Source organism: Alistipes sp. AF14-19, assembly GCF_003461645.1.
GTDB lineage: Bacteria > Bacteroidota > Bacteroidia > Bacteroidales > Rikenellaceae > Alistipes > Alistipes shahii.
The window spans coordinates 423,242-440,181 of record NZ_QTXM01000001.1 but is presented as its reverse complement, the minus strand read 5'-3'; the positions used below and the strand labels follow the sequence as shown (position 1 = coordinate 440,181).

Sequence of the window (16,940 nt, the reverse complement as noted above, 5' to 3'; positions counted from 1 at the left end):
CGAACCGGTTTCGCTTATTCGGCCGGGGTGCCGGTGGTGAGGTCGTTCCCGTCGGCGTCTATCAGCTGAACCCACGTGAAGGGGCCCACCGGGAAGTCTTTGGCAGTATAGCCCGGACGGACAGCCGGCGAGGTGTAGTAGGATGCCTGGTTTTCCGTCCATCTGAAGAACTCTATGCCGACGTAATCGGTGCCGGTATTGTAGCCGGAACCGTACATCGTTGCCTGGCCTGCCTGCGCCTCGTCGTAAATGCCGACGAGTTTGGGCGAGGTCTGGGTCGTCGTAAATGACGAGTAGGCTCCGGTCGAGTGGGTTATACGGGAGTAGCGAGTCCGGATCGGGTAGACTCCGTCGTAGCCGTAAATCGCATTGTCGGTTTTCGTGTAGAGAATACCGGTCGACTTCGGAATCGGGATGGCCGGAGTGGAGGCGCCATTATAGGATGCCTGGTAATATGCCCGCAGGTCGTACCTGTTTCCGTAGATCGTGATGCCCCAGCCCCGGATCATGTAGGACGAGTTGACGGTGCCCGGTTTTACGATAACCTCGAATGTTACGGGAGCTTCGTTTACCTGCGAGGTGGTGCTCGTAACTCTCCATTTGCCCAGCCATCTCTTGTAGAGAGGATCGGTATTGTCCGGCAAGAGCGAGGCGTCGATCGAAACCGGAAGCGACGTGATGGGCGTGGTGGAGACGATGAATCCGTTGGAGACGGCGCATCCGAATACGACGGCTACGTACTCGTCGTAGAAACTCGGATAGTTGAGCGTATAGGTGTCCGCACCTTTGTGGAGCAGGCTGGCTGCGATCGCTTCGGGATCGTCGCCTGCGCCGATGTTGCCGTTGAGCGTGCCGACCAGGCTTTGCAGGAGCTTTTTCTCGCGCTGGGCCTCGAATTCGGACTTCAGCATCAGCCCCATGTAGTAGTACTCCGTATCCGTTGATGGAACTGTATTCACCGTAACGCTGTTGTAGGTCTTCGTGGCATCGGGAACGGTCACTTCGAACGTGATGTCCGACCGGACCGGCTCGGGCGTCATAATCTTGAAATCGGCGCCGTTGACTTCGGCGAAATAGTAGTCGTCGACAAAGGTGAAGTTCTGTGCGGTCACTCCGTCGATCTCGACCGGCATGTAGAAACTGATGCCGGCCTTGGTGTAGATGAACGGTGCGTACACGGTGGTTTCACTGTCGATCTTGACCGCAAAGCGACGGTTCGTGAGCGTTGCCGAATACGTCTTGTCTTTTACGACGAAGGAATAGGTGTTGAATGACATGTCTTCCGCATTGTTCCGGTAGGTCTCCAGGTCTTCCGACCAGTCGGTGTCCGCGGAAACGGGGGTCAGGATGTAGTAATTCCCCGTGATGATGCCGCGCAGGACGACCATTGCCGCGGATGTCTCCATCACCGTGAATTTGTAGTCGCCCTCCATGCCCTTGTAGGTCGATCCGATGTTGTCGGGATTTTTCGGGTGTACGAAGTAATTGATGAGCGAGTTTTTCGTATCGAAATTGAGCGTGACGCCCAGATCCTCGCCGAGCGAATAGAGGCTCGTCTCGGTGATGGACGGGTTGCTTTCGATCTCGGAGGCAACGGTGACGCTGCCTTCGGAGAATTTGAAAAACAGGTTGTATCCGCCGAACTCCTGGGTCGGGGAGGGGAAATAGCGCACGTGCCATCCGTTTTCAGCGCTTTCGAGCACGGTCTTGGCTTCCTGCTTGGCGGCTTCGATGCGTTCGGAGGCGGATTTGTCGAAAAGATCCTCCTCGTCGAACAGGCATGAGGTGAGCAGGGCAGGAATGGCCAGAACCAGAAATAGTATGATTGCTGTTTTTTTCATATTCGGTGTCGCTTATTCGTTTGTACCGGAATTTTCGGGCGTGTCCGTATCTTCGTCATCCAGCGAGTCGAAGTCGAGGTTGGGCGCTTCTTCCGCACGGCGCAGTACGATTTCCCGCAGTTCGTTCAGGTCGATGTTCCAGGTGCTTTTCATGTAGTTGGAGACGATTTCGAATTTGGCTTCGATTTTCGGCCGTCCCGTGTCGCCGGCCGTCGTCAGCATCTCCTCCCACTCTTCTGCGCTCCGGTTGACGTAGAGGGCGATGAGTTCCACGAAATCCTCGCTGTCGGCTTTCGATGCATACGGGGAAATGAATCCTTTTTGCAGTGCCGATTCGGTGGTCTTGTAGATTTCGAAGCATTGGTCCTGTACGTAATCCGGGCCGGAAATCTCCGCGAAATCGGTGGGGTAAGGTTTCGTCTGATTGAGGATATGCCCGAATTCGTGGTGGATCGTCTTGAAATAGGCCGTCTTCGCATTGACGGTCTTGGGGTTCAGGTTGTCGAGGTTGTAGAGCGTGATCTTCGCCCCGGCTTCGGCCGTTCCCAGCACCATCGCTCCGTTGGTCTTGTAGGCATACGAGCCGACCAGGAAGAGGATTTTCGGGAAATAGGCCTTGATGAAATCCGTGCTGCCGGTTATCTCGTCGTAGGCTTCCAGGCACATGTGGCGCACCAGTTTGGCCATGGCGACCGACTGCTTGTAGCTGGCGGGTGTGAGGTAGTAGCCCATGCTCGACTCGATGTCCTCGAACCGGTATTTGAGCTGGATGTTGTAGGTTTCGACGTAGTTGCGCTTGAGCCAGCGGTCGAGGTCGTTCTGTTCGGTGGTCGTCGGCCGGACCACGCTGGTGGAATCCAGATCGTCGTTGTCCGAACAGGCTGTCAGCGCTGCGCAGAGCAGCGTGACGGAAAAGAGCAGATATATCAGATTCTTTTTCATACGCACTTTGGTTTGTTATTTTCTCGGGTTGGGGGTCAGGCCGGCGGCAATAACGTCGGCCGGGAGTTGCAGGGCGCGGCGCGGATCGGCCGTACCGTTCTCGTCGCTGATCTGATCGGTGATTTGCACGACGGTTTCGGCGTCTTCATCGAGCAGGTAGCGGTAGACCGTGATGCCGAAGCGACGGGTGTCGAACCACCGCATGCCTTCGTGGAGGAACTGGTAGCGGCGCATGAAGATGAGCGCCTGAAGCATGCTCTCCTGCGGGCCGCCCTCTTCGAGCGTGTTGTAGGGGGCCGCATGGAGCTTTTTCTTGGGATTGAGCGTCTGCGGGCTGCTGACCGAGGTCTTTCCGACGTAGAGTTCGGAGTAGTCGGGGTAGGTTTCCGTAGCCCATTTGATGATCGAAGCCTCCGTCATGGATTTGAACCCTGCCGAGAAGAGGTTCGCGGCGTAGAGGTTTATATCCTCCAGGGCCTTGTCGAGCGCCGTCGGGTCTTCGTTCATCTTCATAATATAGGCTTCGGCGCGGTTGAGCAACGCCTCCTCGGAGGTGAAGAGAACGGAAATCGCTTTGTTGAATCCGGTTCCGGCGACCGGGTCGGTGTATTGGAACACGCGCCATGTCCGGGGAAGAACGTATTTGCCCGATGAGGCAAGCACTGCATGCGGCGCTTTGAAAGTCACGCTGCTGCCCCACGGACCGCCTTTTTTCGGCTGAACGGTTTCATAGATTCCTTGCAGTTTGCCGTGCGAATAGCGGCCGGCGGTGGAGTACCAGTCGAAAAGCAGTCCGCTGTTCGATGTCGCGGCCTGGAGGAGGAAGTTGGCCGTGCTGGCCGAATTGACATATTCCTGATGCCTGCTGGTGCCGTTCGGCAGAGCGGCGATCGCACTGTAATCGCGCAGCAGCGACGACGGGTTGGAGGTCAGGGCCATCGTCGCGTATTTGATGGCATTGCCCCAGTCCTGCATGAACAGGTAGTAGCGCGAGGCGAAGCAGCAGGCGGCCTTGTAGTTGAAGTGGTATTTCGGAACCGAATAGGCCGTGTCGTCGATCAGGGGGATGCCCGCTTCGATGTCTTTGCCGATCATCTCGTAGACCTTCTGGAGCGTTCCGCGTTCGTACCTGGGGTTGAGGTCGGTTTCGGCGTGGTCCATATAGGGTATGCCCAGGCAGTTCCCGGCTGTTGCCGGGTTGTAGGGCATGCAGAACATGTTTGCCAGTACGAAATGGGAATAAGCCCGGCAAATCAGCGCTTCGCCTTTGCTGGCCTTGAGCCTCGTGGTGGTAGGTCCTCCCAGCTCCTCGATGGCCGAAAGCGCCTGGTTGGCGTTGGCGATGTTGTTGTAGTTCGAACTCCAGATGTTCCGCGGGGCGTCGTTGTTGCTGGTAACCTCTTCGGCCCATTCGTAGACATCCTGATAGAACTGGTTGTAATTCTTTGTGATGCCGTAGTCGCAGACGTTGTCCGAGGAGAGTTCCGCAACGAGCTGGTAGCTGCCTGCTCCGCTGATGTAGGCCGAGACGAGTATGTTGGCGATCTTCTCTTCGGAATCCAGCGTCGTGCGCAGATCGGGATTCTGATCCAGAAAATCGCTGCACGACATGAATGCCGGAATGACGATCGCTATGCCCAGTAAATATATGATGCTTTTTTTCATAGGAATCTTTTTAAGATAAATCAGATTTTACAGTCCGATTCGGATTGTGAGCGTGAACTGCCGCGGCACGGGGGCTGCGACGCCGCCGGTGTTGTAGAACTCGGGGTCCTGGCCGTTGAGCTTCTTGTCGGCGTAGATCAGGAAGAGGTTCGTGGCTTGCAGTTTGAGCGAAAGCGAAGAGAACCGCAGTTTCGAAATGAGTCTCTTCGGGAAGTCGTACGAAAGCGAAATCTCCTTCATGCGGATGAAGTCGCCCTTGGCGATGCGTGCCGTCGAGTAGTTGTAGGCGCTGTATCCGTACGAAATCGAGGAGTTCAGCTGGCGCTGGCGCTTCGAGGCGATGGCCGGGATGTTCGTGACGGCTTCGTCGCCGGAGACCATCCAGCGGTTCTTGAATTCCCGCGGCATGGCGTCGAGGTCCGAGTAAATGCTGCTGAAGACCGGGTTGAGCCGCACGACGTTGCCGAACGAGTAGGTCATAAAGACGTTCAGACGCCATCCCTTGTACTGGAACGTATTGCCGAAACTGCCCAGGTCGGTCGGGTCGACCGGTCCGGAGTAGACCAGATTCGTTTTCAGGTTGTTCTCGTTGCTGTCCTGGAAATTGAAGGAGCTGGAGCTGAGTTTGCCTTCCGTGTTGACCACGACCGGCAGTCCGACTTCGTTCAATCCTGCGAACTGGAACGAGAAGAGCGAGCGGGCGGGATACCCCTCCATCGTGAATCCGGTTCCCGAAACCAGCGTCATTGCGCGCGTGGAGGTTTCGAGTTTGGTCACTTCGTTGTGGATGTGCGAGTAGATGAAGTTGGTGGTCCAGCTGAAGTTCTTGGTCTGGACGTTCTTGGTCGAAAGGCTGATTTCGACGCCGTTCGATTTCATCTCCGCGACGTTGCCGTATTTGGAGATCTCGCCGCCGATACCCTGGGTCGTGACCGTGCCGATCAGGTCGAAGTTGTTGCGTTTGTACCAGTCGAAGGCCAGGTTGATCCGGTTGTTGACGAACCCGACGTCGAGTCCGAGGTTCAGCTCGTGCTTCTTCTCGTAGGTGAGCTGCGCATTTTCGAGGCTCGAAACCTTGAGACCGGTTTCGGTATCGCCGCTGGTCGGACGCCACGGGGTCGAGGCTTTGATGACGGCCAGCGAGTTGGTGACGTAAGACGGGCCGCGGTCGGCGGTCAGCGAGTAGGAGGCTTTGAGCGACAGGTGCGACAGGGCGGGCTGTACGTGGCTGAAGAACTTCTCCTCGTGGACGTTCCATGCCCCGGAGATATTCCACGTCGGCAGCCAGCGGGCTTTGCGGCTCTTGCCCATCTTGTTGGTCCCTTCGTAGCGGTAGGTTCCGTTGATGGTGTAGCGTCCCTTGTAAGAATAGGTTCCGTTGAAGAAGAAGGCCACTTCGCGATAGAACGAGTCGCCGATCGTGTAGTACTTGCTGCCGCTCTCCATGCCCTGCTTGAAGGCCAGGTAATCGTAGTAAGGCTCCATACCCATATCGTACTGGAGTCCCCAGCCGCGGAACCAGGTGTTGTGCCGGTCGATCTTGTTCACCGACATACCGCCGTAGAGGCTGATGATATGCGTGTTGTTGAACGTTTTGTTGTAGGTCGCCGACGCGCGGAAGTCGTACGAAAGCATTTTGTTGTCCGTGCGTTCGTAGATACCGCCCTTGGGCAGCACGGTCACCGGAACGGCGTAGGGGTTGTCCGGATCGGTGTAAAGGAACGGGTTGTTGTCCCGGACGGTGGTCGGTTCGACGGTCCGGTAAGCAACGGACTGGTTTGAGGACTCGGTGATGTTATGCTCCTGGATCGAGGCCTGGTATTTTACCGCGCCCAGGGCGCTCAAGTCGAGGCCCTCGACGGGCGACCACTTCAGTTCGGCCTGGAATTTGGTCTCGACGACCGAAAGGTCGATGTAGTTGTTGTCCAGTTCGTGCAGAATGTTGAAGCTCGCGTAGTTTCGCGTGTAGAATTCGTCGGGGTCGAGCGTGCGCGACGTATTGAGCGCATAGGAATAGGGGTTGATATCGAATTCGCGCTTCACTTCGCCCGTCACGTAGTTGGTTGCCGACGACAGCGTTCCCGGCGCCTTCTGCTTCCGGTAGGAGCCGTTGGAAATCAGGTTCAGCGACAGGTTTTTGAAGATGTTGTAGGTGGCGTTGATGTTGGCCGTGTAGCGTTCCACCTTGCTGGTCTTCGTCCAGCCCGGGTCGCTCATGGCGCTCAGCGACGCATAGTAGGACGATTTGTCGGTTCCGGACGTGAGGCTCACCGAGTGGGTGTGCATGACGTTGTTGTTGAACAGCTCGCTGAACCAGTTCGTGTTGCGGAACTCCGCCGCGCGCAGGTAATTCCCGATGCTCGCGTCGTCGTTTTGCAATTGTCCGGCCGCAATCATCTGGTACATCTTTCCGAATACGCCGCTTTCCGAATCGGTGATGGTTTCGGCGAGGTTGAGCCAGCCTTTTTTCTGCATGTCCATGTACACCGACATCTGGTCCTGCGAGTTCATAATGTTGAAATCCCGGTAGGACGGAATCATGCGGTAGGTGAATTCGCCGGTGTAGTTGATGGTGCTCACGCCGGCGCGGCCGCGTTTGGTGGTGATGACGATGACGCCCGCCATGGCGCGCGCTCCGTAGATGGAGGTGGCGGAGCCGTCTTTCAGAATGTTGAAGCTCTCGATGTCTTCGGCATTGAGTCCGGCGATGGCCGATGCGATGAGCGTCGTGGCGTCGCCCGAGGAGAGGTCGTCGGCGTCGATGTCGACGATGTCCTCCATGATGACGCCGTCCACGACCCACAGCGGCTTCGAACTGCCGTAAATTGATGTGGCACCGCGCACGCGGATTTTCGGGGCGGTTCCGAACGTACCGGATACGTTCTGGACGGATACGCCGGCCGACCGGCCTTCCAGGCCGCGGCTGATGTCGGCCATACCGGCCAGTTTCACGTCGTCGGCAACCAGCTGGTCTGCGGCTCCCGTGAACAGCCGCTTGTCCATCTTGGTCATACCCGTCACCACGACGGCCTCTACGGCCTGGGCGTCGGGTTCGAGTTTTACCCGGATGTTGGGTGCAATGTCAACATCCTGGGTTTTGTAGCCTACATAAGAGATTTGGAGTTTCCCCCCCCCTCCTTTCGGGACTCCTTGAAGTGCGAATTCTCCCTTGACATCGGTCGAAGTGCCGATTGTCGGGCGGTTCTTGACGACAACGGTCGCACCGATGACCGGTGCGTTGTTCTCATCGACGACACGGCCTTTGACCGTCTGGGTCTGGGCCGAAGCTGCCGTCATACAGAAAACCGCCGATAGCGATAAGAGCAATTTTTTTATCATAGGCGAAAATTTAAATGGGTTTGGTACGAGGTTCGGGCCGGCTGCCTTTCCGATGGGCCGTCGGCTATCGGAAAAGGAACGGTGCGTTTGAATAAGCGTGCAGCGGGTATGGGTAGGGATGCTGCGGGAGGATGCGAACGTAAGAGAGAGGGCGATACGGCGGATCAGCCGAAGAGCGGGTCGTTCGGATGCCGTTGCTTCCGGTATTTCGACCGGCGGAACTGGAATACGGAAAACGATGCGGAGACTGCCCGGAATGATTTTCCGGCTATCGTCCGATTTGGATGCGAATACCTCTGATGCCGAAACAAATGTGTTTTCTTCATAGCATGCAAATTTTATATATAGGTGTCGCAAATAAGCCTTTCGGGAAGCGGAAACTTTCGTCAAGGCTTTTACAAAAATATCAGAAAACGGCATTGTGCGAGTATATTTTCTTATAAAAGAAGTATGATTTCATATCATAGCGCCCAAGATCGCTCTTTGCCGCTCGCCGGAAAAGCCATCCGGCGTATCCGGGAAAAAGCCCTTGTACCAAGGGGAATCGGCGTTGTCGCTAAATGGGATATTTTGTTTTGAAATCCGGTTTTTTTGTATATATTTACATAGATATTCCGGTCTGTTTTTATCTAATTCGCCCTGCTATGTATTTCAGATGCGTATTCCTTCTCCTCGCGGTCGCGGTCGTCCGGAGTGCATTCCCGCAGAATATCCGCCGCATTACCCACCGCGACGGGCTGTCGAACAGTTCGATTCTGTCGCTGGCGCAGGATGCGGACGGGTATATCTGGGCGGGCAGTTGCGACGGACTGAATCTGTGGGACGGCAATTCCGCCCGGCATTTCCGGCTCTCGGGCAACCTGATTCAGGAGATCGTAGCCACGGACGACGGTTACCTCTGGGTGCGGACCAACTACGGCGTCGACCGCTTCGACACGCGCGACCGGCGGATCGAAATGCTTGCCGGATTCCAGCGGGTCTATAAATTCGCGGCCCGCAGCCGGGACGAGGCGTTTTTCCTGCATGGCAACAAGTTGTACGGATATGTGGCGTCGCAGGGTGCGTTCGAGCCGGTCGATGTCCGCGGGGCGGAGCTGAACGGGGTGCTGCGCATGTGCCTCGACGGCGACGGCGTATTGTGGCTGGTGCGTTCGGAGGATATTCGTTGTGCGCAGGTGGCCTATGACGCCGGCGGCAGGGCTTCGGTGGGGGAGTGGGAGCGGATGCCGCTGCCGGACGGGGTGGTGTTCACCCGTTACGACGGCGACCGGACGATCTTTTTCACCGACCGGAACGGCATGTTGTTCCGCTTCGACACCGGGCAGCGGCGGGCTTTCCCGATTTTCGACCTGCGGGAGGAGCTTGGACGGCGCGGCGCCCTTTCGTCGGTGATCAGCGACAAGGACGATTACGTGCTGGCCTTCGGGATGAGCGGCGTGCTGCGGCTCCGTTCGACCGATCCGATCGAGGGGCGTTACGAGTTGCAGGAGATCGACGTCAACTGCGGCGTTTTTGCACTGCTGAAGGACTGTAACCAGGATATTGTCTGGATCGGAACCGACGGCAGCGGGTTGCTGCGGCAGGCGGTCGGGGAGGTCGCGATCCGTTCGGTCACCTACGAAACGCTGCCCTACCTGCTGACCAAACCGATCAAGGCGCTCCATGTCGACCCGGAGGGCGACCTCTGGATCGGGACCAAGAACGACGGCATCCTGCGCATCCGCGATTTCTACTCCCGGCGGACCTTTACGCGGGAGAATACCGACAGCTATACGGCCGCCGATTCGCCGCTGGGGAAAAATTCGGTCTATACGTTTGCCGGAAGCCGCCGCAATGTGCTGTGGATCGGCGGCGACGGCGGCGTGTGCTACTACTCGTACCGGCACAGGCGGATTTTCGAACTGCCGCGGAGCGGGGCGCTGCGGCGCATTCACGGGCTTTACGAGGACCGGGACGGGGTGCTGTGGGCTGCGAGCGTGGGCTACGGGGTCTGGCGCATCGAACTGTCCGGGAGCGCCGACGCGCCCGTCGCCGCGAATGTCGAACCGGTGGAGCTGGGACTCAAGGCGCGGAGCCGGAACTTCTTTTTCTCCGTTTGCGAGGAGTCCGATTCCACCCTCTGGTTCTGCAACCACGGTATCGGCGTCGTACATTATGACAGGCGCACCCGGGAGGGCCGGACCGTCGGGTTCGACACCCGCCGGGGGCTGGCCGTGAACGACGTGACGGCGGGCGTGTGCCGTTCGGACGGCTCGTCGTGGTTCGGGACCGGCTGCGGCCTGGTGCGTTACGATCCGGCGGGCGGCGGCGCGGAATCCGATTACAGCAACGACCAGCTGCGCTGCGGGGTGATCCACGGCCTGCTGGTCGATTCGCTCGACAACATCTGGGTCGGGACCAATGCCGGCATCGTGCGCTACGACCCGGCGACGAACCGTTCGGTGGTTTACGGCGCTTCGTACGGACTTGACGTGGTCGAGTTCAGCGACGGAGCCTATTTTTACGACCGGGAGCGGGGAAAACTGCTTTTCGGCGGGATCAACGGCTTCGTGGTCATCTCCGACAGCGGGGATTTCGAAGCGGCCTCCTACATGCCGCCCATCCGGTTCCGCGAGGTGAGGGCCAACGGCGAGTCGTACGATGTCGGGGCGCTGATGCGCCGGGGGCGGATGGTGCTGCGGCATCATCAGAATGCTTTCAGTCTTTCGATCGCGGCACTGGATTACGTCAACGGCAGCAATTATTCCTATTTTTACAATATCGAGGGGCTGGACGGCGACTGGCACGACAATTACCACAGCAACACGCTGGCTTTCGCTGCGTTTCCCGCGGGCCGCTATACGCTCGGGGTGCGCTACCGGAACAATACGACCGGGGAGTGGAGTCCCGTCAGCCGCCTGCCGATCCGCGTGCTGGCTCCGCCCTACGCCTCGACCTGGGCCTGGATCGGGTATCTCGCCGCAACGCTGGGCGTCGTTATCGGCGTGTCGGGATACCTGATCCGCCGCCGCCGGCTCCGGGCGCGGCTCCGGCAGTCGCTCTACGAACAGCGGCAGCGGGAACTGGTCTATGAGTCGTGCATCTGGTCGTTCTCCAACCTGACCAACGAACTCTCGATCCCCGTGACGCTGATAAACGGTCCCTGCCAGCAGATCATGGGCTGCAAGTCGGCCGACGCGTTCGTCCGCCGGCAGGCGGAACTGATCCGGCACAATGCGCAGAAGATCAACGATCTGATCTATATGCTCAACGAATTCCAGTCGACCGATCCCGTCGACGGTTCGGACGATATCGAGATGCTGGACGTTTCACGCACGGCCGGCGGCATCGCGCAGACATTCGCCGATTATGCCGGGGAGAACCGCATCGCCTACCGGACGGCCGTAGGCAGCGGCGTGCTGTTCCCTTCGGTGCGCAATATCCTGATGATGATCTTCAATATCTTGCTGTCCAATGCGTTCCGCCGGACGGAGCCGGGCGGCGAGGTGAGCGTTTCGGTCGGAATCTGTTCCGTGCCGCGTCCGGACGGGGCGGCTTCCGGCGCCGGGGAGGAGACTTCCGGCGCGGCGGAACGGCTTCGGATCGAGGTCTCGAACCGGGGCGTGGAACTCGACGCCGGGCGCCGGGCAGATCGAACTGATTTTCGACCGTTACAAACTGCTCAACCACCTGGGGCGCTGAGCCGCCAGGGCGTGTCGCTGAAGGAAGACCTGGAGCTGGCGATCTGCTACAACCTCGTGACCAAGCTCCAGGGCGAATTCCGGGTGGAGAGCCGCGACGGGCTGACGACCTTTACGCTGTCGCTGCCGCGGCTCGAGATCACCCGTGCGGCCCGGTCCGCCGCACAGCCCGACATCGCTCCCGGACGGCGGTTCAGCCTGCCCGTGCCGGTTCCCGAAGCCTCCGTGATGACGTTCGGCGACATGCTCCCGACGATGCTCGTCATCAACGAGGACCGGGATATGGCCGATTTCATCGCCGGTCTGTTCAGCGGCGGCTACAACGTGCGGATCGTCTCCGACCTGAAATGCCCGCAGGAGAAACTGGCCGAAGCGCAGCCGCAGATCATCATCTGCGGGACGGTGTCGCTCAATACGGCGATGATCGGCCTGATCCGCAGCATCCGGGAAACCAAGCAGCTGATGCAGGTCCCGATTATCCTGTTGACGGCGGTTTCCCGTACGGACGTGAAGGTCGAGGGGCTGGAACTGGGCGTGGACATCTGCCTGAAGATCCCCTTCGACATTACCCATTTGCAGAGTGTCGTCGACCAGCTGCTGCGCCGTTACGAATCGCTGAAAAGCTACGGACGCTCGGTTTACAGCGCCTTCGACCTCACGCAGGGGCGGTTGCTGCACAAGGACGACAAGGCGTTTCTTGAGCGGATGCTCGACATCATCAACCGGAACATTCTCTATCCGGGGTTCTCAACGCAGTTCATCGCCCGGGAACTCGGCATGAGTCTCTGCAATTTCTACCGGCGGCTGGGGACGATCACCGGCCAGACCCCGGCGGGAATCATCCGGGAGTACCGGCTGAACCTGGCCGAGCAGTTGCTGGTGACCACGCGGCTCTCGATCGACGAGATTATCTACAAGTCGGGGTTCGCCAACCGCAGTACCTTTTTCCGGGGATTCATCGCCCGGTTCGGGGCGACGCCGAAGGTCTATCGCGAGCGGAAGATTGAGGAGGCGCTGCGGGAAAAGGACGCCCGGGCGGAGGAATCGGACCGGGCGGAGGAATCGGACCGGGCGGAGAAATCGGACCGGGCGTAAGCGAAGCCCTCGGCGGCGCGGGTGCCGGGGTGTCGGGTGCGGATGTGGCACGGGTGCCGAGTGCCGGGTGTGGGTGCCGGGTGTGGGTGCCGGGTGCGGGCGAAAGCGGGCGGCAGCCTTTGCCGGGACCGTTTCTGCGGATGTTTCCGGGCGGCAGCCGTTGCCGGGACCGTTTCTGTGGATGTTTTCGGGCGGTTGCTGCTGCGGCGGTGCGGGCGGAACGGTTCGTGCGCAGTCGTTTTCCGGTGTCCGGATCGTGTGCCTGCGTTCCGGATTTTGCCGATTTCCAGGCCGGAAGGAGGATTTTTCCCGGAAAATCGTTATTTTTGCCTCCGGAGCTTCCGTGTACGGTTCGTCCGAGCGGAAACGATGATCACTTTATAACTTTATCGAGATGAAAATTGCTATTGTGGGCGTCAGCGGCGCTGTGGGCCAGGAGTTTTTGCGGATTTTGGAGGAGCGCCGGCTCCCGATCGACGAACTGGTGCTGTTCGGTTCGCAGCGCAGCGCGGGCCGTACCTATAAATTCCGCGGGGAGGAGCTTACCGTCAAACTGCTGCAACACAACGACGATTTCAAGGGAATCGACTTCGCCCTGACGTCGGCCGGAGCGGGTACGTCGAAGGAGTTCGCCGAGACGATCACTCGGCACGGGACCGTTATGATTGATAATTCGAGCGCTTTCCGCATGGATGCCGACGTGCCCCTCGTCGTGCCGGAGGTCAACCCCGGAGATGCGAAGAACGCGCCCCGCCGCATCATCGCCAATCCCAACTGCACGACGATCCAGATGGTTGTGGCGCTGAAGGCGATCGAGGACGTGTCGCATATCCGCCGCGTGCACGTGTCGACGTACCAGTCGGCCAGCGGCGCCGGGGCGGCCGCCATGGCGGAACTGGAGACGCAGTATGCCGAACTGGGCGCGGGCAAGGAACCGACGGTGGCGAAATTCGCCTTCCAGCTGGCCTACAACGTGATTCCGCATATCGACGTCTTTACCGACAACGACTATACGAAGGAGGAGATGAAGATGTTCCACGAGACGCGCAAGATCATGCATTCGGACATCGCCGTGTCGGCGACCTGCGTGCGCGTCCCGGTGATGCGCGCCCATTCGGAGAGCGTGTGGCTCGAAACCGAGCGTCCCGTCTCCGTGTCCGAAGCCCGCGAAGCCTTCTCGAAGGCCGAAGGCGTGGTGCTGATGGACGATCCCGCCGGCAAGGTCTACCCGATGCCGCTCTTCATCGCCGGCAAGGACCCCGTGTACGTGGGGCGCATCCGCAAGGACCTGACGTGCGACAACGGCCTGGCGTTCTGGTGCGTGAGCGACCAGATCAAGAAGGGTGCGGCGCTCAATGCCGTGCAGATCCTCGAAACGCTGATTTAGCTTTCGGCCGGCGGCTGTCCGGGAGTTGCTTCGGGCGGAAAGCCGACTGAAGAACTGACGGCCTGCGCTGCCGATGACCGCATTGATTGCGGTTTGCGCGTAGAGCGGCGGTTTTGTCGCAAGTACAGGCCCGGGACGAAATCCCGGGCCTGCTCTGTATCGGGAAATCCGGATAAAGCAGGTCGCTTACCCGATTAAGCGGAGGTGGGCATGTGCGCGAAACAGAGGATAATTGCGACCTTTCGGAACAAATCCCATACTGTTATGATCACTTCCGTAAAGGTAAAATTCCGCGCATCGCGCGTATCCGGCAAGGCCGGAACCATCTACTATCAGTTGACCCATCTCCGCCGGACCCGCTGCATTACGACCGGCATCCGTTTGATGCCCGGCGAGTGGGACGCTTCGGCGCAGCGGGCCGTCTCTCCGGAGCCGGGCCGCGTTCCGGTCTGGCAGTGCCGCATAGAGTGCGACGTGGACCGGCTGCACCGGATCATCCGCGACCTGGGCCGCGAGGGGCGGCCCTATACGGTCGACGAGGTTGCCGACCGCTTCTGCGCACAGTCCTGCGGCGTGGGCGTGACGGCGTTCATGCGCGAGCAGATCGCGCAGCTGACAGCCGACAACCGGCTGGGCACGGCCCGCAACTACACGCGCACGCTCCGCAGTTTTTCGGGCTTTCTCGGCGGCGGCGAACTGCCTTTCGCCGCGTTCACCGAGCGGCTGGTCGAGGAGTACAACGCTTACCTGCTGCGCCGCGGGGTCGTCCGGAACACCGTGTCGTTCTACATGCGCATCCTGCGCTCGGTTTACAACAAGGCGGTCCGCAGGCGGCTGGCCGAGCCGGCGTCGCCGTTCGGCGGTGTCTATACGGGCGTCGACCGCACGCGCAAACGGGCCATCGACGAGCGGCTCATCGCCCGTCTGAAGAGCCTCGACCTGCCGGTTTCGGGTGCGTTGCCGCTGGCCCGCGACCTGTTCGTTTTCAGCTACTGCATGCGTGGCATGGCGTTCGTCGACATGGCTTTTCTCCGGAAAAAGGACATGAGGGACGGGGCGATCCACTACGTGCGCCGCAAGACGGGGCAGCGGATGACCGTGCATCTGGAGCCGTGCATGCGCGAGATCATCGGCCGGTACGCTCCGCGCACGCGCGATACGCCCTATCTTTTCCCGGTGCTGACGGCCGAGGACCCGGCCCGGGCCTATGCGCAGTATCAGGTCGCGCTGAACTACTACAACCGTCTGCTGAAAAAGCTCGCGTCGCTGCTGGGGCTGGACTCCGGGCTTTCGTCCTACACCTCGCGTCACAGCTGGGCGACGGCGGCCCGCAACCACAATGTGCCGCTGCCGGTGATCAGCGCCGGAATGGGGCACACCTCCGAGCGCACGACGCAGATTTACCTCTCGGCGCTGGAAACCTCGGTCATCGACTCCGCCAACCGGAAAATCCTCGCTTCGCTGAACCGCTGCGTCTCCTGCTGACGTGTCCGGAGATGCGGGTCTGAAAAAATCCGGCCGCGGAGGTCTGTCCCCGCGGCCGGATCGGTCGGTTGGAACATGCGTTTACTTCACCTCCCAGTCGTCGGTGCGGAACGAGGAGGCGGGGATGCCGGAGGTGTTGAAAAGGGTGGCTTCGGGAACGTTGCGGAAGGCGTAGCGCACGGCGACCGGTTCCGGAACGGCGTCGCACGCGACGATCAGGCGGCTTTTGCCCTTCTCGATCCGGGCTGTGGCCGGGTGGAAGACGCGGTCGGCGCCCGCCATTTCGAAGCCCGTGAGCGTGCGGCCGTAGGGCGCCAGGCCGTCGGGACCTGTCGCGAAGGTCAGGTAGGCCTTGCCGTCGGCGACCTCCATCTTTTCGCAGACGGGCGTATCGGCGTCGATGCCTTTCATGCCGTAGGTTTTCGACAGCGCCAGCCAGGCCAGACGTGTTCCGACCTCTTCTTTTTTGGCCGGATGGATGCAGCCCTCGTCGCCGATGTCGAGTGTTACGGCCATGCCGCTCGATGGAATATCCTTCAGATTATGCAGCTGGGCTTCGCGCAGCAAGGCTCCGCTGATGGCGTTGGGTCCGTCATAGCGGTAGGGTGCGATCTGCACGTAGTAGAACGGCAGCCCGCCCTGCGCCCAGCGCTCGCGGAGCATCTTCACGAAGGCCGGCATCAGCGCCCGGTACTGGGTGGGATTCGGCCTGTTCGACTCGCCCTGATACCAGAGGAATCCCTTCACGGTGTAGGGTACGAGCGGTGCGATCATGCCGTTGTAAAGTCCGCAGGGTTTGTACTGGGGGCGGTCGATTTGGTCCGGGTTGTCAAGGAACGAGAGGTCGAACTCCTTGAATCCGGACATCGTTTCGCGGTCCATCCACGCCTCGACCGGGGTGCCGCCCCAGCAGGTGACGATGACACCCACGGGGACGTCCAGCACGCTCTGCAAGTAGCGGGCGAAGTAGTAGGCCGTGGCGCTGGTTCCGGCGACCGCTTCGGGGGTGTGCTTCAGCCATTGTGCCGCGCACTCCTCCTGCGGCGTGCGTGCCGTGCTGCGTTTGACGGTGCAGAGGCGGATCGGCGTTGCGGCCCTGGCCCGGATGATCGCCTCCGCCGAACCTTCGACGGGCTGGTTGGGGAATCCGTGTACCGGCATCTCCATGTTCGATTGTCCGGAGCAGAGCCACACCTCGCCGATCAGCACGTCGCGGAGCGTCAGCCGCTCGCCGTCGCTCAATTCGATCGTGTAGGGACCTCCGGCCTCCGGGGTGGGCACGGCGGCCCGCCAGCGGCCGTCTTTGCCGACGTTGGCCGTAATGCCTTGCGTGCTCCACGAGGGGCGGATCGTGACCTTCTTGCCGGGCGCGGCCTTGCCCCAGAACTGCGCTTCGGACTGCTGCTGGAGCACCATGTTGTCGCCGAAAATGCCGGGCAGGACGACTTTCGCCTGCATCGTGAGGGCCGTGCCGAGCGCGGCCAGTGTGAGAAGGATTCGTTTCAT

Annotated in this window: 8 protein-coding genes; 3 read left to right on the top strand and 5 right to left on the bottom strand. The window is 60.0% G+C overall.

Annotated elements, in window-relative coordinates; all coding sequences use genetic code 11:
- Positions 1 to 14: 14 nt before the first annotated feature.
- Genes DWW03_RS01875 through DWW03_RS01860 form a run of 4 tightly spaced genes read right to left on the bottom strand, consistent with a single transcriptional unit; the run spans position 15 to position 7,787 of the window.
- Entirely contained in the window at positions 15 to 1,841 is a 1,827-nt protein-coding gene (locus tag DWW03_RS01875; protein WP_022062191.1) for a DUF4302 domain-containing protein, read from the bottom strand.
- A 12-nt stretch (positions 1,842 to 1,853) separates the two neighbouring features.
- Positions 1,854 to 2,783 carry a putative zinc-binding metallopeptidase gene (locus tag DWW03_RS01870; RefSeq protein WP_015547397.1) on the bottom strand — a complete coding sequence of 310 codons (930 nt, stop codon included), beginning with the start codon at positions 2,781 to 2,783 and terminating at the stop codon, positions 1,854 to 1,856.
- 15 nt (positions 2,784 to 2,798) lie between these two features.
- Entirely contained in the window at positions 2,799 to 4,448 is a 1,650-nt protein-coding gene (locus DWW03_RS01865) for a RagB/SusD family nutrient uptake outer membrane protein (protein ID WP_118406184.1), read from the bottom strand.
- A gap of 27 nt (positions 4,449 to 4,475) precedes the next feature.
- The gene (locus DWW03_RS01860) at positions 4,476 to 7,787 is read right to left on the bottom strand and encodes a SusC/RagA family TonB-linked outer membrane protein (protein WP_118406183.1); all 3,312 of its coding nucleotides are present in this window, start codon (positions 7,785 to 7,787) and stop codon (positions 4,476 to 4,478) included.
- A gap of 644 nt (positions 7,788 to 8,431) precedes the next feature.
- On the opposite strand from DWW03_RS01860, the gene DWW03_RS01855 reads away from it, so the two are divergent.
- The 3 genes from DWW03_RS01855 (at position 8,432) to DWW03_RS01845 (ending at position 15,434) form a co-directional block, all read left to right on the top strand.
- Positions 8,432 to 12,562: a two-component regulator propeller domain-containing protein gene (locus DWW03_RS01855; RefSeq protein WP_181989591.1), complete on the top strand. Its 4,131-nt coding sequence runs from the start codon at positions 8,432 to 8,434 to the stop codon at positions 12,560 to 12,562.
- 394 nt (positions 12,563 to 12,956) lie between these two features.
- Positions 12,957 to 13,949, top strand: coding sequence for an aspartate-semialdehyde dehydrogenase (locus tag DWW03_RS01850; RefSeq protein ID WP_022061754.1), 993 nt, complete (start codon positions 12,957 to 12,959; stop codon positions 13,947 to 13,949).
- Between the two features lie 264 nt (positions 13,950 to 14,213).
- Positions 14,214 to 15,434 carry a site-specific integrase gene (locus tag DWW03_RS01845; protein ID WP_015547402.1) on the top strand — a complete coding sequence of 407 codons (1,221 nt, stop codon included), beginning with the start codon at positions 14,214 to 14,216 and terminating at the stop codon, positions 15,432 to 15,434.
- 81 nt (positions 15,435 to 15,515) lie between these two features.
- Here DWW03_RS01845 and DWW03_RS01840 read toward each other — a convergent pair whose 3' ends face one another.
- Positions 15,516 to 16,940: a sialate O-acetylesterase gene (locus DWW03_RS01840; RefSeq protein ID WP_022061755.1), complete on the bottom strand. Its 1,425-nt coding sequence runs from the start codon at positions 16,938 to 16,940 to the stop codon at positions 15,516 to 15,518.

Bases quoted from the DNA above. Each gene is read 5' to 3' on its own strand.
- DWW03_RS01855 (WP_181989591.1), top strand. From the start codon at position 8,432: ATGTATTTCAGATGCGTATTCCTTCTCCTCGCGGTCGCGGTCGTCCGG.
- DWW03_RS01845 (WP_015547402.1), top strand. From the start codon at position 14,214: ATGATCACTTCCGTAAAGGTAAAATTCCGCGCATCGCGCGTATCCGGC.
- DWW03_RS01870 (WP_015547397.1), bottom strand. From the start codon at position 2,783: ATGAAAAAGAATCTGATATATCTGCTCTTTTCCGTCACGCTGCTCTGC.
- DWW03_RS01850 (WP_022061754.1), top strand. From the start codon at position 12,957: ATGAAAATTGCTATTGTGGGCGTCAGCGGCGCTGTGGGCCAGGAGTTT.
- DWW03_RS01865 (WP_118406184.1), bottom strand. From the start codon at position 4,448: ATGAAAAAAAGCATCATATATTTACTGGGCATAGCGATCGTCATTCCG.
- DWW03_RS01860 (WP_118406183.1), bottom strand. From the start codon at position 7,787: ATGATAAAAAAATTGCTCTTATCGCTATCGGCGGTTTTCTGTATGACG.
- DWW03_RS01840 (WP_022061755.1), bottom strand. From the start codon at position 16,940: ATGAAACGAATCCTTCTCACACTGGCCGCGCTCGGCACGGCCCTCACG.
- DWW03_RS01875 (WP_022062191.1), bottom strand. From the start codon at position 1,841: ATGAAAAAAACAGCAATCATACTATTTCTGGTTCTGGCCATTCCTGCC.